The sequence below is a fragment of the Sorangiineae bacterium MSr11367 genome (genome assembly GCA_037157805.1).
GTDB classification, from domain to species: domain Bacteria; phylum Myxococcota_A; class Polyangia; order Polyangiales; family Polyangiaceae; genus Pendulispora; species Pendulispora rubella.
The window spans coordinates 8,726,930-8,743,259 of record CP089983.1; the positions used below are offsets into that span (position 1 = coordinate 8,726,930).

Annotated in this window: 13 protein-coding genes; 9 read left to right on the forward strand and 4 right to left on the reverse strand. The window is 63.2% G+C overall.

The features are described from left to right. Nucleotides 1-42 precede the first annotated feature (42 nt). Nucleotides 43-951, forward strand: a complete 909-nt coding sequence (locus LVJ94_33665) for a LysR substrate-binding domain-containing protein (GenBank protein ID WXB01854.1) — start codon at nucleotides 43-45, stop codon at nucleotides 949-951. A gap of 81 nt (nucleotides 952-1,032) precedes the next feature. Continuing rightward, nucleotides 1,033-1,860, forward strand: a complete 828-nt coding sequence (locus LVJ94_33670; protein ID WXB01855.1) for an AraC family transcriptional regulator — start codon at nucleotides 1,033-1,035, stop codon at nucleotides 1,858-1,860. Here the strand turns inward: LVJ94_33670 and LVJ94_33675 are convergent. Continuing rightward, nucleotides 1,814-2,395 (reverse strand): DUF2306 domain-containing protein, encoded by a 582-nt coding sequence (locus tag LVJ94_33675; protein WXB01856.1) that lies wholly within the window; start codon nucleotides 2,393-2,395, stop codon nucleotides 1,814-1,816. The two genes, LVJ94_33670 and LVJ94_33675, sit on opposite strands and share 47 nt — an antisense overlap. Nucleotides 2,396-2,518: 123 nt before the next feature. After that, nucleotides 2,519-3,442 carry a glycoside hydrolase family protein gene (locus LVJ94_33680; GenBank protein ID WXB01857.1) on the reverse strand — a complete coding sequence of 308 codons (924 nt, stop codon included), beginning with the start codon at nucleotides 3,440-3,442 and terminating at the stop codon, nucleotides 2,519-2,521. A 74-nt stretch (nucleotides 3,443-3,516) separates the two neighbouring features. Between LVJ94_33680 and LVJ94_33685 the strand changes: the two genes are divergently transcribed. Continuing rightward, complete coding sequence (locus LVJ94_33685) at nucleotides 3,517-4,881, forward strand: hypothetical protein (GenBank protein WXB01858.1); 1,365 nt, start codon at nucleotides 3,517-3,519, stop codon at nucleotides 4,879-4,881. Nucleotides 4,882-4,884: 3 nt separating this feature from the next. After that, a complete protein-coding gene (locus tag LVJ94_33690) occupies nucleotides 4,885-6,255 on the forward strand; it encodes a DUF2403 domain-containing lipoprotein (GenBank protein ID WXB10770.1) in 1,371 nt (456 codons plus the stop codon). Nucleotides 6,256-6,268: 13 nt separating this feature from the next. On the opposite strand, the gene LVJ94_33695 is transcribed toward LVJ94_33690, so the two are convergent. Further along, the gene (locus tag LVJ94_33695; protein ID WXB01859.1) at nucleotides 6,269-7,717 is read right to left on the reverse strand and encodes a glycoside hydrolase family 43 protein; all 1,449 of its coding nucleotides are present in this window, start codon (nucleotides 7,715-7,717) and stop codon (nucleotides 6,269-6,271) included. Nucleotides 7,718-8,248: 531 nt separating this feature from the next. Here LVJ94_33695 and LVJ94_33700 point away from each other — a divergent pair. The 5 genes from LVJ94_33700 to LVJ94_33720 are packed head-to-tail and all read left to right on the forward strand — an operon-like array spanning nucleotide 8,249 to nucleotide 13,764. Continuing rightward, the gene (locus LVJ94_33700; protein ID WXB01860.1) at nucleotides 8,249-9,925 is read left to right on the forward strand and encodes a protein kinase; all 1,677 of its coding nucleotides are present in this window, start codon (nucleotides 8,249-8,251) and stop codon (nucleotides 9,923-9,925) included. Nucleotides 9,926-9,927: 2 nt separating this feature from the next. Then, nucleotides 9,928-10,392, forward strand: a complete 465-nt coding sequence (locus LVJ94_33705; GenBank protein ID WXB01861.1) for a hypothetical protein — start codon at nucleotides 9,928-9,930, stop codon at nucleotides 10,390-10,392. A 32-nt stretch (nucleotides 10,393-10,424) separates the two neighbouring features. Then, nucleotides 10,425-11,453, forward strand: a complete 1,029-nt coding sequence (locus LVJ94_33710; protein WXB01862.1) for a hypothetical protein — start codon at nucleotides 10,425-10,427, stop codon at nucleotides 11,451-11,453. After that, nucleotides 11,453-12,301: a hypothetical protein gene (locus LVJ94_33715; GenBank protein WXB01863.1), complete on the forward strand. Its 849-nt coding sequence runs from the start codon at nucleotides 11,453-11,455 to the stop codon at nucleotides 12,299-12,301. The genes LVJ94_33710 and LVJ94_33715 overlap by 1 nt, the downstream gene beginning before the upstream one ends. A gap of 41 nt (nucleotides 12,302-12,342) precedes the next feature. Next, on the forward strand, nucleotides 12,343-13,764 hold the full coding sequence (locus LVJ94_33720) for a hypothetical protein (GenBank protein WXB01864.1): 1,422 nt from the start codon (nucleotides 12,343-12,345) through the stop codon (nucleotides 13,762-13,764). Nucleotides 13,765-13,774: 10 nt separating this feature from the next. Here LVJ94_33720 and LVJ94_33725 read toward each other — a convergent pair whose 3' ends face one another. Further along, the gene (locus LVJ94_33725) at nucleotides 13,775-16,294 is read right to left on the reverse strand and encodes a putative metal-binding motif-containing protein (protein ID WXB01865.1); all 2,520 of its coding nucleotides are present in this window, start codon (nucleotides 16,292-16,294) and stop codon (nucleotides 13,775-13,777) included. Nucleotides 16,295-16,330: the final 36 nt, after the last annotated feature.

Below are 16,330 nucleotides of genomic sequence, written 5' to 3' on the forward strand. Positions count from 1 at the left end.
CGACGATAGACAAGCATCGTGTACTGGATGCATTGTCCGCCCATGCGGACAATCGGTTTGGACCTGAACGCGGTCGCCGTATTCTTGGAAGTCATCCACCGGCGAAGCTTTCGCGCAGCCGCGATGGCGCTCGGGATGCCGAAGTCCACGGTCAGTCAGAAGGTGGCCCAACTCGAAGAGCGCCTCGGTGTGCGGCTCCTCGACCGAACCACGCGAACGATTCGCATCACGGAGGCCGGAGAAGCATACCGACGCCGCGTCGAGCCCGCGCTCGATGCCGTCGGCGAGGCGGAGCGTGCGGTGAGCGATCTTCAAGCCGCACCGTCGGGGCGCCTCCGAATCACCACGACGGTGGATATCGGACAAAACGCGCCATTCTTTGCCGAGGTGCTCTCGATTTACATGCAGCGTTACCCTGCCGTCGAGCTCAACGTCGATCTGTTCGATCGCCGCGTCAACCTCCTCGAAGAAGGGTTCGATCTGGCGATTCGACCCGGCTCGATGCCCGATTCGACGCTCATCGCGCGCAAGATCGGCTCCGTCGGAACCATGCGCCTCTATGCGAGCCCCGCATACCTCGAGCGAAAGGGGAAACCGCGGACCCCCGCCGAGCTTCGCGAACACGATTGCATGGTCATGACGAGCCATAGCGAGCCTCGCTTATGGACCTTTCGTGGCAAGAGAAAGCCGGTGGCCATCGAGGTGCAGCCTCACCTCGCCATCAACGGATTCCTCGTGCTTCGGGCCGTCGCGGAAGCAGGAGCCGGGATCGCGCGACTGCCCGAGTATCTCGGGGAGCCCTCGATCGAGCGAGGAACGCTCCGCAGCATTCTGGACGATTTCGCACTACCGCCGAGCCACTGGTATGCCGTCTATCCGAGCGCGAGAAACCTGTCGCCCAAGATTCGGGCATTCGTGGAGCTGCTCGAAGAGAAGTTTCGACCCGCGTAGTTCGGATGTTTCGAAAGCACGAAAGCGCGGATCGCGCCATCGAATGCCGCTCGAGGCGACTCTGCTAGAGTGAGGGACACGATGGAATCGGTTACCCTCCAACCACGCAGCGCACGGATCGGACTTGGGATCGAGTTGCGCAAGACGGGGATCGGCAAGCACCGGCATGCGCCGAGCGCGGACCACTACGTGAGCCTGCATGCAGGGCCGCCCGTGCGCATCGCGTGCACCAATGGGATTCGCGACGTGCGGAGCCGCGGCCAGATCAACGTATTTCCGGCGGGAACGGCCGAGGAGTGGTTCGAAGACGACGCCAGCGATATGCTGCACGTGCGCCTTCCGGCATCGCTGGCGCGGCTCGCCGCCCAAGAGATGGGGCTCGACGCGGACCGCGTGGGAATCGCATCCCGTTGCCACGTGCGCGACGTGCAGATCGAACACATCGCATGGGCACTCGCCGCCGAACAGCGTGCCGACTCGCCGAGCGGCCTCATTTACCGCGAGAGCCTCGGCATGGCGCTCGCCGTTCATCTGTTGGCGCATCACTCCGCGCCGGCGGCACCGCGTACCGGCCTTTCACAAGGGCAGCTCGCGCGCGTCACGGAATACATCGAGGCTCACCTCGGTGAGGATGTCTCCCTCCTCCGCCTCGCGCGCATTTCGGGGGTCAGCGCCTCGCATCTCCGCGCCCTCTTCAAGCGCTCGATGGGAATTCCCGTGCACGAGTACATCATTCAACGCCGCGTCGAGCGTGCGCGCGCCCTTCTCTCCCACGGGGAGCTCCCCGCGAGCCAAGTCGCCCTCGAAGCTGGCTTTTCCCATCAGAGCCACATGGCCCGCTGCATGCGCCGCATCCTCGGGGTCACGCCCGCGTCGATAGCCCGCGCACGCAATCATAGGCAAACATAGGCACGGTCCATGAGAACCATATGAGCGTGGTCGACACTTCTGCAAAGGTGCCGAGGCGAGCCACGAACGGTAGTTCAAACGAGAAACTCTGCGCCACGAAGGCCAGGGTGGCGATGTAGCTACGGGTTGCCCATTCTTCGTGCTGCTTGAACTTCTTTCGAACGGCGGTTCGCCACGCGAGCAGCGCACTGATGAGCCATACGCTCGCCAACATGTGAAGCGAGAGCGCGTACGGCCAATGAATGAGGGGCGCGGTGGTCGTCGCCAAGATCAACGCGCACGGAGCACCCACGCCAATGGCCGACAGGTAGATGCGCCCCATGATGCGATGCGCCCGCCAATACTTGACCCGAAACGCCTTCCACAATTGAAAAGGCCCCGTGAAGAGCGCCAACGTGCCCCCGAGCACGTGGCCCATGATGATCCATTTGAAAGAAAAGTACTTTCCCAGCTTCTCGGGATCGAAACTAAAGAGCCGGAGTGCCCTGTACACGAAGACGCTCGACAGGGCCATCACCGCCACCCCGGCAATCATTTGAAGCACATTCAGAGTCTTGCTGTTCGTACGAGGGCTGACGTTCATCTCATCGTGGAGTAGCCCTCGCGGCGCGCCCGGTCGCGCACGATTCGATGGTTCCAGAGCACGAACCGATGAACCTTAGCGGCCGGCCATGGGCAGCGAAATGTACTGCTGGCCCAGCGGAGAGAGCTCCCCCGCCTTCGGTCGAAGAAGGTCGACGGCGTGCTGCGAATCGAAGCGGCCCGTAAACCACGCATAGCGAAAGACCTTGGGATCGGCCTCGAGCACGGCCACCGCGTCGCGCATGTATTGGAGCTCGACGGCCTCCGAGAGGCCATCGCGGTCGAGGCACGAGAATTCGGTGAGCCACACGGGACGCTGGTACTTCGTCTCGTACTGGCCCAGCACCCAGGTGAGCGCTTCCTTGGTGCACGCGTACCAGTGAAATGCGACGTAGTCGACGCGGCAGCCTTTGCACTCGGCGAAGAACGCGTCGAGCCACTTGAAGGGATCCGTCTCGTTGCAGGCGCCGCCGCAATAGTTCACGGCGGGGGACACGAGGCGCATGCCGCGCGACGTGGCGAACGCCTCGAGCTTTGGCCAGAGTGCCGCCGCCTGTTGGGGCGTGAGGTTCGACTGGGCGTGGAAGTTCGGTTCGTTGAAGGTCAGGAGGTATTTCGAGCCCGGGGGAATGTCTTTGGCGAGCTGGTCGACGTCGAAGCGGCCGCCCCAGACCATGGGAACGAACTCCACGCCCGCTTTGGAGCTATCGGGCTTTGGCGACCAATTGTACGTCCAGCCCACACCACCCAAACCCGCGGAGACGGCGTCGAGATCAGCCACGGCACGAAAGCCATAGGCCACACCGCGCTTCGTCACCTTGCCCGGTGCGCTCGCATCCTGCGAAACGGGGGGAGCTTCCCCATCGTTGCCGGCATCCGCCCCCGCCCCGCCGGACGACGTACCGCCGTTCGGTCCATCGGTAGGTGAGGAATTCGAGCTGCACGCAAGCGCCAATGTGCAGACGAAGAAGGCGAGCCATCGCGGGAAAGAGGTTTGCATAGCGCCCGGGCCTAGCAAGGGGCCTACCATTGCCTAAGCAACCAAACTTCGGATATTCGCGGGGTGCATGGACGATGTCGACGACACGCAAAGTCGAACTTGGATTCCTTTTCGTATGCAATGTTCTCCTCAGCGCCTGTGGGAGCAACGACTCGGCCCCGAACGGTGCGAGCCCCTCCGATCCTCGAGGTGCGGATGCCTCCACTGGAGACGCGGGCCCCGACACCCGCCCCGATGACGATTGCGTACCGGCCGGTGTGGACAACGGTACGCCCTTTTCCAAGACGTACCGCGTGCTACCCGTCGGCACGACCTCGTTTCAAGGAACGCCGTACAAGATCGTCACCTCGATGCCGTGGACGTACCTCGTGTCGAGCGTGCAATGCCACAAACGCTTTCCGACGGTCGAGACCGACACGCATTACATCGTCGACAGCAAATTCGAACTACCGTACATCAAAGGCGTACTCGACGACGTGGCCTGGACGCCCGGCGTGAAGAACAAGGGGTGGGCGATTGGAGCGAACGACGATCCCGAAGCGCTGGTGAAGAAGAACGGTGGAATGCGCCCGTTCGTCTACCACGTCAACGCGGGATACGAATACGGCTACTTCACCTACACCAACGACCCGCTCCCCGGCGATCCCATTCGGTACTCGGCCTTTCGCCCGACCTGGGTGGTTCATCCGGATGGCGCCGCGTACAAGATGTTCTTCGTCCACCCAGCGAGCCCCGACGACCAGGGCTTTGCATGGCCGCGGCACGGCGACCATTGGGAGCTCAACTTCGGCCTCTACGTCGACCCGACGGGGCACGTCCATGTCCCCAAACCGGCCAAGGCGAAGGTGGCGAACCTTGTCGGATGGGATGACTACCAGGCCTGCGTCGTGATCAACCGAGGCAGCGCGCCCGTTCCCACGACGCGCACGCAGTTTCCTGGAAATGAATCGTACTATGCGTCGGAGACCTTTCTGCCCGGCTATGCGGCGCCCGGCGCGATCGGACATCGTTATTGGGGGCACAAAGGTCGGAGCATGGAGCAAGTCGCCGTGTGGGAGGACGACGGCGCCCCGGGGCTCAACTCGCCGGGCAATTACCACAAGCCTTACTCCGGCGGATGCGACACCAAGGGATACAACTTCGCTCACGCCGAAGGCTTCACCTGGCTCGAGCTTCGCGCCGCGAGAACGAAGATGGGCGACATCCCGACGCGGGAGCAACTCTACAAGATTACGCTCTACCGGTATGAGGCGAAGACTCGGGAAACCAAGCTCCTTGGCACCTTGTCCTACGAGCAGCGTGCCGATGGCCAATGGATCCCGACCGGCTCCGGCCCCGAGGCGCATTCGCTGAACGACAAGAATGGGCGCTGGATCATCAATGGCCCCGTCTTCCAAGACCGCGGCGATCACGTGTTTGCCATCCTCGAGGATCTTTGAATGATGAATACCGTTCCGTCGAAGATTCGATATCTGCGCGCGGCCGCCATCGCCGTGGCCCTCGGTGGCAGCGCCATCGTGGCCTGCAGCTCCAGCGATCCTCCGGCCGGGTCCAGCGAAGGGCCCGATTCCGGCGGGTCGCCGCAAAATCCTGCGCCGGTCGGCAATCCGGATTCCGGCGTGTGGAGCGACCTTGGAAATACGCATGCCCCCGATCACACGCCGCCCACCGCCACCAACGAGGGTGTCGTCACCCGCGGCGGGACGATGACCTTCACCAACATCGGTGCGCCGGGCTATTGGGGACGGGTCATCGAAGCCGAGCCCGGCGATCCGCGGTGCGACGTTCAATCGGAGATGATCCACCAGCCATGGGGAGATCAGTTTTGCTGCCGGACCAAGCACACCGTGACGTCCAACGCGCTGACCCCCTTCAACGAGCAACTCACCATGGTGCTCGACGGACCGCTGGAGGTCAAACAGATGGCCATCTACCAGCCCCTTGCCGACCGCACGGGCCCGTGGGCCATCCGCTCCTTCTGGGACCGGCGCACGCCCGAGCGGCCGTACAACATCCATTTCTCGGGGCCGAACAAGAGCACGATCTTTTCCGGGACACTTGGCAATAGCTGCACGTTCTTTGCGATGCAGGAAAAGCCATTTCCGTGCGGCCACGGGAGCGATCCGTATTGTCCGGGCTCCGATCTCGACTTCCATGGCTGGCCCGGCTCCAAGCTCGTCGTTCTTCTGGCATCGATGCCCTATGCCGACGATCCCAAGATGAAGCCTCTCAGCTGCAACCGCGCGGGGCAGGACGAACGCCAGCAGGACTCACCCTGGGTGGGCATCGCCCCCTCGGAGCTCTCCCGCGATGGTTGGTCCGGATACAATCCTTGCCATTGTTTCGCCAACACCAATGGTGCCGTTGGCGATGGTTGCGGGCAGATCAACGTGTTCGAGGTCGTCGCCGAAGCATCGGGCCCCAAGTGGGGAAACCGCGATATCATCAGCACGGGCATTCGCTCGTACCAAGTTGGCTCGCTGGGTGGCGCCGTGTGCGGAATCGAAGGGTGCGGAATCGAGAAATTTCCCGCGGACGCCGACCTGCTCGATGCCAACGGTCTACGGGCGATGTCCGCCGGCGCGGTGATTGACGCCGACCATCGCCAGACGGCGACCGGCCCCGTTTGGCGGCGCGCGCGGGACGATCGATACTACCTTTTCTTGCTCGATGAAGCCTCCCGCACCGTGCAGGTCGCTATCCTCCATCCGAAAAACGTCCCCGAGTCCGCCCGTGCCATCGTGCCCGCCTTGCCCAATACGGTTGCGCGCACGGCCATCGACGGAATCGTGAATCTGCGTCTGCCTCGATGAGAGGCTCGTTCCATCACCTCGTGTGAACTTCGGCTCGATCGATGCTGATGGCAGTCCCCGTCGAGGTTGGGGATTTGCTGCCCGTCACGCGTACACGCAACGTGTGGCGACCGAAGGGTACGCGCGGGCTCGCGTAGACCAGCTGCTCGCCTTGTCGGATCGATGCATAGTAGTCGGCCGTCGTTTCGGATCCGCCGTCGAGCGAGAACGCGGCAATGCCGTTGCCCGTATCCCGAACGGAAAGAAGGTCGATGCCAGTTCCTTCGAACGTGAACGTTGCCGTGGCCCCGGCGCGGGCGCTTCCGTGGTCGTCGCCCCAAAAACATTGCACACCGCAAGTGGAAAATGCCGTCCACCCGCTGCTGAACTGCACCGACCCCGCGCCGCTGGAGGTCCCCGTGTCGTTGATCCAATAAGGGCCGCCGCCGGGATCTCCCGAGGGCAAATCGGCGGTGGCGCCTGCCGCCAGCGGCGCGCCGAAATGGGGCGTGCCGTCGGCATTCCACCCGAGCTTCTGCGCCCGCGTCGTGCGCCCATCGTAGGTGAACGCCGTCGTGTTCTTGGCGTGGTAGACGAACCAATCCTCGCTTCCGTCCGGGCTCTTGAAAAAGGCATTGGAGCCGGGGCCCCAGGTGCCTGTCGCATCGTTGCGCGCGAAGACGGACGCTGGATGCTGCTGCCAGCGGCTTGCATCCGTTGGGTCGGCCGTATCGGGAATGCTCTTCATCCACAATTGATAATCGGGTTTTCCCGTATCGCATGCCGAGTACACGAGAAAAGTCCGCCCACCGTGCTGCACGAAGGACGGCGCCTCACGCACCTCGGGGCAGCCGCCCGACCCCGCGAGGAAGGTGCGCGGGCCCGAGATCGTCCACGGATTGCTCATGGGTGCGATGAAAAGCAGATTGTACGTCGCATCCTGCTTGCCGCTCCACGCGACGTACGTTCTGCCGTTCTGAAACAGCAGCGCCGCATCGATGGCCCACGTATTTTCTGAGCCGGGTGCCTCCAGCTTGCCTTTGAAATGGTAGGGCCCGAACGGGTCCGCGCCCTCGGATTCGACGACGTACAGGCGATGGTGATCGTCGATGCCATCGTCCGCCGTGTAGTAAATGTACCAGCGCCCGTCGATGAAATACACGGACGGCGCCCACATATCTCGATTGCGGGAACCATCGCTGTCGCGCCAAACTACACGGGATTCTCCGGTCAACAGCTCGCCGAGGGTGGACGCTTTCCACAGGCGAAGCACGTCGAACTGCGTGGTGGCCAGGTAGTAATTCCCGGCGTAATACGTCATGTACGGATCCGGCGCCCCGTTCAGCGGATTGCGAAATGTGCCATTGGCGGCGGCCAGGCGTTCTTCCGAATTGCGATTTACCCCCGAATCGGCATTACGGCCGCATGAACATGAAAATACGAGAACCGCTGCCAATCGAATGCTGGTGAGGGCTAATCGCATTTGGGGCTCCTGACCGAGCATTTTTGCTCCCTCGCGGTTCGAAACGCAACCACACGAATGCTCGTAAACGCTGTAGCTCAGGAATGCCAAGCATCCATGGTTGACGCCGGTCATGCGATCGGTCCGGCAACGCTCTCGCTGCGCAAGTCCTTGCGCAATCATTGGGCAATTTGCGGCTCCCCCGCGTGCTTGGGTCGTTGAATCCTTCCAATTCGGAGGTTGCGCTGATCGCGTGTTGGGCACACCAACACCCACCACTCCTCCAACGTTGCGCGCATCGTATCGAGCATGACGCTCTTTCTCGGAAAGCGTCACAGCATCGCCTGCAGGCATCACTTTCGCAGGTGAGAGAGCCAATGCAAGGTTTTCTGCTGTTGCCTTTGCACTCAACCGCAAGGCGCGCGGGACTGTTTGTCCGTGCGTCCATGCGTGCTGCACTTCGTACTAGCAGTAGGTAGTTCATCTCGAGAAGCGGGCCATGGAGTGCCGCGCTTCCGAGTGCGTACAGGCGAATGCGACGGGGAGGGAATCGTGAGTACGAACACGGCAGAGAGTGCGGCGGAAGCCTTCGGGGAGCGTCGCTCGTTTTCTCTCGGGAGATACCATCTCTTCGCGCGCCTCGGTACAGGTGGAATGGCCGACGTCTATCTTGCAGTTGCGCGCGATGGGATGAACGTCACGAAGCTCGCCGTCGTGAAGCGCCTGCGCGACGAGCAAGCGAGCGAACCGGAAGCGCGCGAAATGTTCATCAACGAGGCGCGGCTCGCCGCGCGGCTGAATCACCCGAACGTGATTCAGACGTTCGAAGCGGGCTCCGAAGGCAATTGCTACTTCATTGCCATGGAGTACGTGGACGGACAGCCGCTTTCACGCATCATCACGCGGCTTAGACGCGAGAAGCGAAACCTCGACCCCGCGTTCGTGGCACGAATCTGCTCGAGCGCACTCGAGGGCTTGCATCATGCCCACGAGCTCACGGACTTCGACGGTACGCCGCTTCAAATGGTCCACCGCGACGTGAGTCCACAGAACATCATGGTGACCTACGACGGTCGCGTGAAGGTCGTGGACTTCGGCATCGCGAAGGCCGTCGGCTCGAGCCAAACCGTGCATGGCGTCTTCAAGGGCAAGGTTGCCTTCATGGCGCCCGAGCAGCTCTTGAGCGAGAAAATCGACCGGCGCGCGGATCTCTTCTCCATGGGGATCTGCCTCTGGGAGGCCGTCACGCGGCAACGCCTCATGGCGGAGGACACGCCCGCCAAGACGCTTCTCAACTTGATGAACAAGGAGATTCCGCGCGCCTCCGACGTCAATCCGGAGGTGCCCGAAAAGCTCGCCACGGTGCTCGCCAAGGCGCTCGAACGCGATCCGGCGAATCGGTACGAGACGGCCCACGAAATGCACGTGGCCCTCGAGGACTTCATCCGTAGCGAGCGCCTGGTGACCGAGCAAGACGTACGCGAGATCGTATGCGAACTTTTCAAGGAGCCGCGCGAAAGGCTGCAAGTGCAGATCCGAGCGCAGGTCGCGAAGGTCTCGTCGCGCTCGGAGGGGAATCACGATTTCGGCGATAGCCAAGTTCGCTATCTAAATAGTGATGGGCTGCTCGATCTCAGCGATGCCGCCGAGCCGGACGGCTCCAAGACGAAAAGCGCGGCCCTGCGAATGGGCACGACCTCGAGCGGCGTGACGTTCTCCGCGGGTGCACCGCACATCGAACCGAATGCGAATGCGCAGCCACGACGGGGCGCGGTTCGCGGGTGGGCCGGCATCGCGATCGCGGCCATGATCGGCAGCGGCGTGGCCTTCAGCCTTCTCTTGGCAAGCGGCGTCGCGATCTTGCGGTCGCAGCATCTCGCCGACCGAACCACGACGCGGGTGAAGGGTGCCACGGAGACGCCACCTGCTCCCATTCCCGTCGAGGCACCGCAGCAGACGGCCGCACCGATTCCCGTGGTGGCCCCCATGCCCGCGCCCGAGGCGACCAATGCAGCCCCGGCGATACCCGCGGCTTCGGTTCGAGCGAAAGCCATACCCGTGGTCCCGGTGCGACCGCCGCCGGCGCGACCACCGGCAACGCCTGCGGCTTCGCCGGAACCGGCCGCCGAGGGCCAGAATTCGCCCGCCCGCGCCGCGAGCTCCCCGAGCGCATCACCGGCTGCACCGGCGGAATCATCCACAGGCAGAGTGTTTCGGCGAGAACTATGAAAGTGAATCCATCAAAGGCAGTTGCGTTGCTCATCGCACTGATCGGCCTCGTGTCGGCGTGCTCGTCGGCGTCTTCTTCGGAATCGGATCCGGATAGCGAGCCTGCCGCCGGTCCGGTGCGTGACGGGCCGGACGACGAAAACGAAATTCCGTGCGCGCCACGCGCCGTGTTGCAGAAGACCTGTCAGCAATGCCACGCACGACCGACGAAGAACGACGCGCCATTTCCGCTGGTGAGGCGTTCGGATATTCTGCGGCGCGGGCGCAATGGCAGCACGATTGCCCAACTCGTGATCGCCCAGCTCGAGTCGCACGCGATGCCGCTCGCGCCCGTAACCATGGAGGCGGCAGCCCGCGAGACGCTGCTCTCTTGGGTACGCGCCGGCGCACCGGGGGTGACTGCGATGACCTGCACCGAAACGAAAGCGAATCAAGAATCGCCCATTGTGGACGATGTTTTGCATTGACGGTGAGTGAGGCGTGAAAGAGGAGGGGGAAGATGACCACGGGACAACGCTTACGGATATTCGTCTCGGCGCTATGCGTGTTGGGCGGCCCCGCGGGCCTCTTCCACGAGAGCGTAGCCTTTGCCGGGGAAGGGCAAAATGAGCAGCAAAGCGACTCGACCGCCGAAGCGCGCAAGCAATTTCAGGCGGGCGTCAATTTGCTCGATGATCCCGACGGTGCCCGATACGAGGAAGCGCTGTTCGCCTTTCGCAAAGCCTACGAGCTCTCTCGTTCACCGAAAATCCTCGGGAACATCGGCTTCTGTGCGATGCACCTGGAGCGCGATGGCGAGGCCATCGAAGCCTATACCGAATATCTGAACAGCGCACCGTCGGTGGACGAGCGCGAACGCGCTCAGATTCAGAAAGATCTGTCGACGCTCACGTGGACGTCGGCGAAGTTCCACGCAACCGTGAAGGACAAGGGCAAGTTCGTGCTCGTCGACACGCGCATCGTGGGACGAGGAAACCCGGTGGTGAATTCGTATCCCTTCGAGGGCACCGAGCTCACCGTTCGTCTGCGGCCTGGAAGGCACTCGTTCAAGATTCAAGGCGGACAGAACGAATCGGTGCCCTTCGAGATGGGCATCGAGCCCGCATCGGAGAACACGCATCGGTTCACGTTCCCCACGACCGTATTGGTCGAACCGCCTTCGCAGCCTTCGCGTCCGTCGCTCGTGGGCCCCATTGCGTTGGGCACCGCCGGGCTCGTCGCCATCGGCGCGGGCGTCATCACGGGCATCATGGCGCGCAGCAAAGCGAGCGACATCGACTCCAATTGCCCGAATGATACCTGTCCGCGAAGTTACGACCTCGACTCCAACCGCAGCAGTGTGAACACGCTTTCGACGGTCGCCGATGTGTCGCTCATCGGCGGAGGGGTGATGCTCGGCGGAGCAGTCGTCTGGTACGTGATCCAATCGAAGAGCCATTCCCGCCAGATGGGGAACACGCAACAAAAGTGGATATCGGGCGGCTGTGCGGGCTCGGGCTGCGGCATTCAACTCCGGGGGCGGTTCTGATGAATACCAATCGACTCTACAGGTTCGCTGGCCTGAGTGTGCTGGCATGCTCGTTGGCCTGCTCGATGTCGATCGACGTCGACAAGTACCACCAGGCATCGGAGTCATCGTCCGCGCTGATGGACATCAAGTTCACCGCGAGCCACATGACCTCCCACATGCACGAGGATTTCGAGGTCCGCGTTCTGGACCACACGAACAACGTGCTCACCAAGGCCATCTACCACTACGTCAGCGCGCGCGATTTCACCCTCTACATGAAGGGTGCGCTCCCGAGGACGACGCCGCCGTATCGGCTCGACTTCTGGAGTGACCACAACCACGACGCACAATACGGCGGCGTGGACGGGCCGGTGTCCGAGCACGATCACTCGTGGAGACGCGAGCTCACCGATCCGCTGCCTGCGGACGTGAAGCTGGTGGATGGCGCTCGCTACGAAGTCAACTTCGTTCACGACTACGCCTTCGTCGATATCAATCGCGACCCAGGGGGGGCCGCCATCACGAGCACGGCCACGCTCCTACCTTGCCAGCTCAATGTGGCCGGCAGCGGGGCCTTCGTGGGGAAGATGATGGAATTTCGAGTCCACGAGGTGGCCACGGGACGGCTCGTCGGGCTTTACCGCGAGGGCGTTGCCGCCCGAGAGGCTTACCAAGCCTCGATTCCTGGCATTATCGACGAACTGACGTCCTATCGCATCGAGGCGTACGCCGATGCCGATGGTGACAACAAGTATTCCGCTGGCGATCCTTCTTGGCAGCTCGATCTCGAATCGAATACGCAAGGGCTCATCGCCGACGTGAACGTGGCAACGCTGGCCGTGTCCGTCCTGGATCTGGACGACTGACGAGCCATCGCATATCGAACAACGGGGTTGTGGGGGGAGACATGACGATGTTCAAGCATGCGTATTTGATGACCGCTGTGCTATCGGCGAGCGGGCTTGCGTTCTTCTCGGCGTGTAGCAGCAGCAGTGACGATCCTGCCAGCGGCCCCCAGCCCGACACCGGCGACCATGCCGGGGATGAGCGACCGGCGCCCGCCGCTACGCTCACCGCGGAAGAATGGGTGCAAGCCAAGACGCAATCGCCACTTCCGGCCGTGCCGCCCGATCCGACCAACAAATATGCCGACAATCCGAACGCGGCGCGCCTTGGGCAGGCGTTCTATTTCGAGACGGGCTACTCGGGGCCGCTCGTCACGCCGTCGGATCTCGGCTCGCCGGGCCAGTCGGGGCGCGTCGCATGCGCGAGCTGCCACGTGCTCCCGTGGGGGAGCGACACGCGCTCGAGCCCCAACAACATGTCCCTGGGCGTGAACTGGACGGGGCGCCACTCGCCCGCCGTCACCAATTCGGCATTCTACGAGATGTACTTCACCGATGGGCGCGCCGATTCGGCGTGGATGCAGGCCACCGGGCCGGTCGAGAACCCGAACGAGATGGCCTCCGACCGCATGCGTGTCGCGTCCATGATCTACAAGAAGTACAAGGCCGAGTACGAGGCCATCTTCGGGGCCGAGTACGGTCCCCTGCCCGCTCGGTTGGATCCCGCCAACGCAAAGCCGTTTCCACTTTCGGCCATGCCCAAAGGTTCCGTCTCCGCAGCGAATGGCCCATGGGAGACTGACCTCACCGAGGCCGAGCGCGATCAGATCAATCGCGTTTTCGTGAACTTCGCCAAGAGCATCGCCGCGTACGAGCGGCTCCTGGTGAGTCGCAATGCGCCGTGGGACCGATACGTGGCGGGCGATGCGAAGGCCATCAGTGACTCGGCCATTCGTGGCTACAAGGTTTTCGTCGGAGATGGCTATTGCAAAGACTGCCACTCCGGCCCGGCCTTCACGAACAACAAGTACCACAACATCGGCATTGCCCAGGGCAATGGGCCCCATGTGCCCGCCACGGACAACGGCCGCGCGGCGACGATTACCGGCAATCTCACGGCGACGTTCCTCGGCAGCGGTACGTACAGCGACGATCGCACCTTCGGCACGGACAAACTCGGCAAACAGCCCGACTTCAATGCAGGGGTCGGAAAGTCCGAGCCCGGTCTATTCCGCACGACGGGACTCCGCCAAATCGCCGAGACGGCGCCGTACATGCATACGGGAGGCTTCGCCACGCTGGAGGAGGTCGTCCACCTCTATGCCGAGGGTGGCGGCAAGTCGGGTATCGGCAAACTGGACAAGTCGCTCTTGAACCACGAGCCGATGACCGCGCAGCAGGAGAAGGATCTGGTAGCATTCCTGAAAACGCTGACCGGCGATCCGCCTCCTGCGGAGCTGATGAAGGATACGTCGAAGCGTTAGCCTGCTGACGCTACTGGCGCGGTGCGATCCGGACGCGGCCCATGTCCTGGGGGACGGTGACCACCGTCTCCGCACCGCGCAGCCCTTGCCAATCCAGCGGCGTCACGCGAATCGTGGCGCCGGGCGGTGCGGCAACCGCGGCGTAAAAGGTCCCCATCGTGTCCGTGGTCGCGGCCGACCACATGACGTCGGCCGTGCTGCTCACGGGATCGCTGCCCACGGAGAACTCCAAGGTGCCGTTGATCTCCGAACGACCGGACACGATGGTGATTCCATCGAGGGATTCGCTGGCAAGTGCATCGAGGACGGGCAGCGGTGCACGGTTCTCGGTCACGCCGTACGTCGCGAGGACCAAGGCGCGCTCACTCTGGTGCCCATTTGCCTCGACCCAAACGAGCAGCACGTCTCCGGATTGGGCAACCTGCGGTCCTTCGAAGCGTGCGATGTTGCCCACCGGATCGGTCACCGTGGAGGATCCGAGCGCGCTGCGTGAGCTTGCATTGTACACGTGAAGCTGCGCGTTCGGCTGCGCCGTGCCTCGCACCACCCATTGGCCCCCTTCGTACGTGACCTGCGGCCGCGGTGCGGGAGGCGAATCGCCCGATGCAGGGACCCAAATGGGCGTCTGCAACGAGTACAACCCCGCCGTGTCGATCGCCATGACCTGGAGCGTATCGCCTCCCGTGGCGGGCGTGAGCGCCTCGAAGGTGGCAAAGTCGTCGACGCCGTTCCAGGTCGAATCCACCGTCACCGCGTACGCGCCGTTGCGGTGGACCCGGACGCTCGCGCCAATTTCCACCCGGCCGGTGACCTTGGCCACGCCGTCCGTCGCGGCCGTGATGGCCAGCGATTCGACGACGGACGGATGCGTCGTATCGATGCCCGCGATGCGCGTCGACGCCTTGGGGCTATCCAAGGTCCCATCGTTGGCCCACGCGAATACGAAGTCACCGGGATAAATCGCCTGGCCGCCACCGTAAAAATATCGACCATCATCGTCGGCGATGACCTGAATGTCGGTATGCGAACGCGTATTGTGCAATGTGACCTTCGAACGGGCCTCACCGCGGCCTACGATATTGGGATAATATGGATCGTATTGATCGATACCGACCGTCGGAGCCACCGGCGGCCGGGTATCCACTCCGGGTATCTGCACGATGAGCCCCGGCGTTGCCGCGCCGACGTAGGAGGATCGAATGTCGACCCAATCGCCAGGCGACGCCAACAGCGTCGCACGAAATCGCGGGGCAAAGCCGCTGCTGATGCTCTGGGCGGGCTGCCAGACTTGCTGCGAGAGGTTGCGCACCCCCGCGGATGCGTGAAGCAAGATGGTGCCCGAGATGGCCATCGTTCGATCGCCTTCGCTCGCGAAGGAGACGTCCTTCGCCGGGGGAGGCGGCGCCACGTCCGCCGCCGTCCCGAGCCATTGCCAGATCTTGCCGCTGGGCGCACTGCCCGCCTTGGCCGTCTGCAAAATAGCGAGTTGGCTCGGCAGTCCGTATTTGGAGAAATGCCCGGAGGCATCCACGTTGATGTTCGTCAATCTCGGCGGGCTGGCCGCCACGTCGCGCACGGTGACCACGGCATTGGGCTCGGCAGCACCGCTCACCTGCCAGCCGTAGTTGACGGCAATGTCACGAGGAGGTTGCACCACCGTGCACACGATCCCGTTGGTGCACGCTTCGTCGATGGTGCCATTGCAATTGTCGTCCTTCCCATTGCCGGGGATTTCCGGCGCTCCGGGGGATCGCGCGGGGTCGCTGTCGTCGCAATCGTCCTCGACGAAGTAGCCATCGTGATCCTCGTCGCCCGCGCCCGGGGTGACCGCAATGGGCACCCCGGTGCCGAATGAGTCGTTCGCCCTTGCGATGTACGCCGTGACGAAGCCCGTGCCCCTGCCGCGTCCGCCGACCGCGGGGGCGTCTTCGGCTTCGACGATTTCCGCGATATCCAGGGCATCCGATGTCCATCGAACGGCCGACGTCACGTCCAACTGGCTCGCGTCGTCGAACGAGGCAATGGCTTTGAGCGGCATAGTCCGCCCGGGTGCGACCGCGGGACGCGGCACGGATATCGACAGGCCCACGATGGCTCGCTCGGTAACGAGAACGTGGAGGTCCACCGTCTCACCAAGGACCTGCGCATGCACAGTGGCAAGACCTGGCTGCCCGGCAACCACCGCGCCCTTCGTCCCCGTCTCGTTGGACACGCTTACGATGGCAGGCGACGAGGAGGACCACTCCGCCTGCTGGGTCATTTCGGCCCCGGTGACCAGGTTGAGTGCTTGAAGTTGCGCCTGCGTACCGCTCGTAAGGTTAACGCCCATCCCGAGGGCATGACCAAGGCCTATGGCGACAGTCGATGACGCGCTTCGCGCCGCCACGGCTGCGGCCAGCGAAGGCGCCTTCGCGGGCTCGATGCGGGAGTCGTCCTTGCCGTCGGGCGCAGGGCGATCGGGTGAGCAGGCTACGAGAAATAGGCTCGAAATCGACAATGCCGACCAAGAGGCGAAGCGGGAAGTGCGCATGACAGGGATCTCCTCGCGACCTCTTACGCCGACATT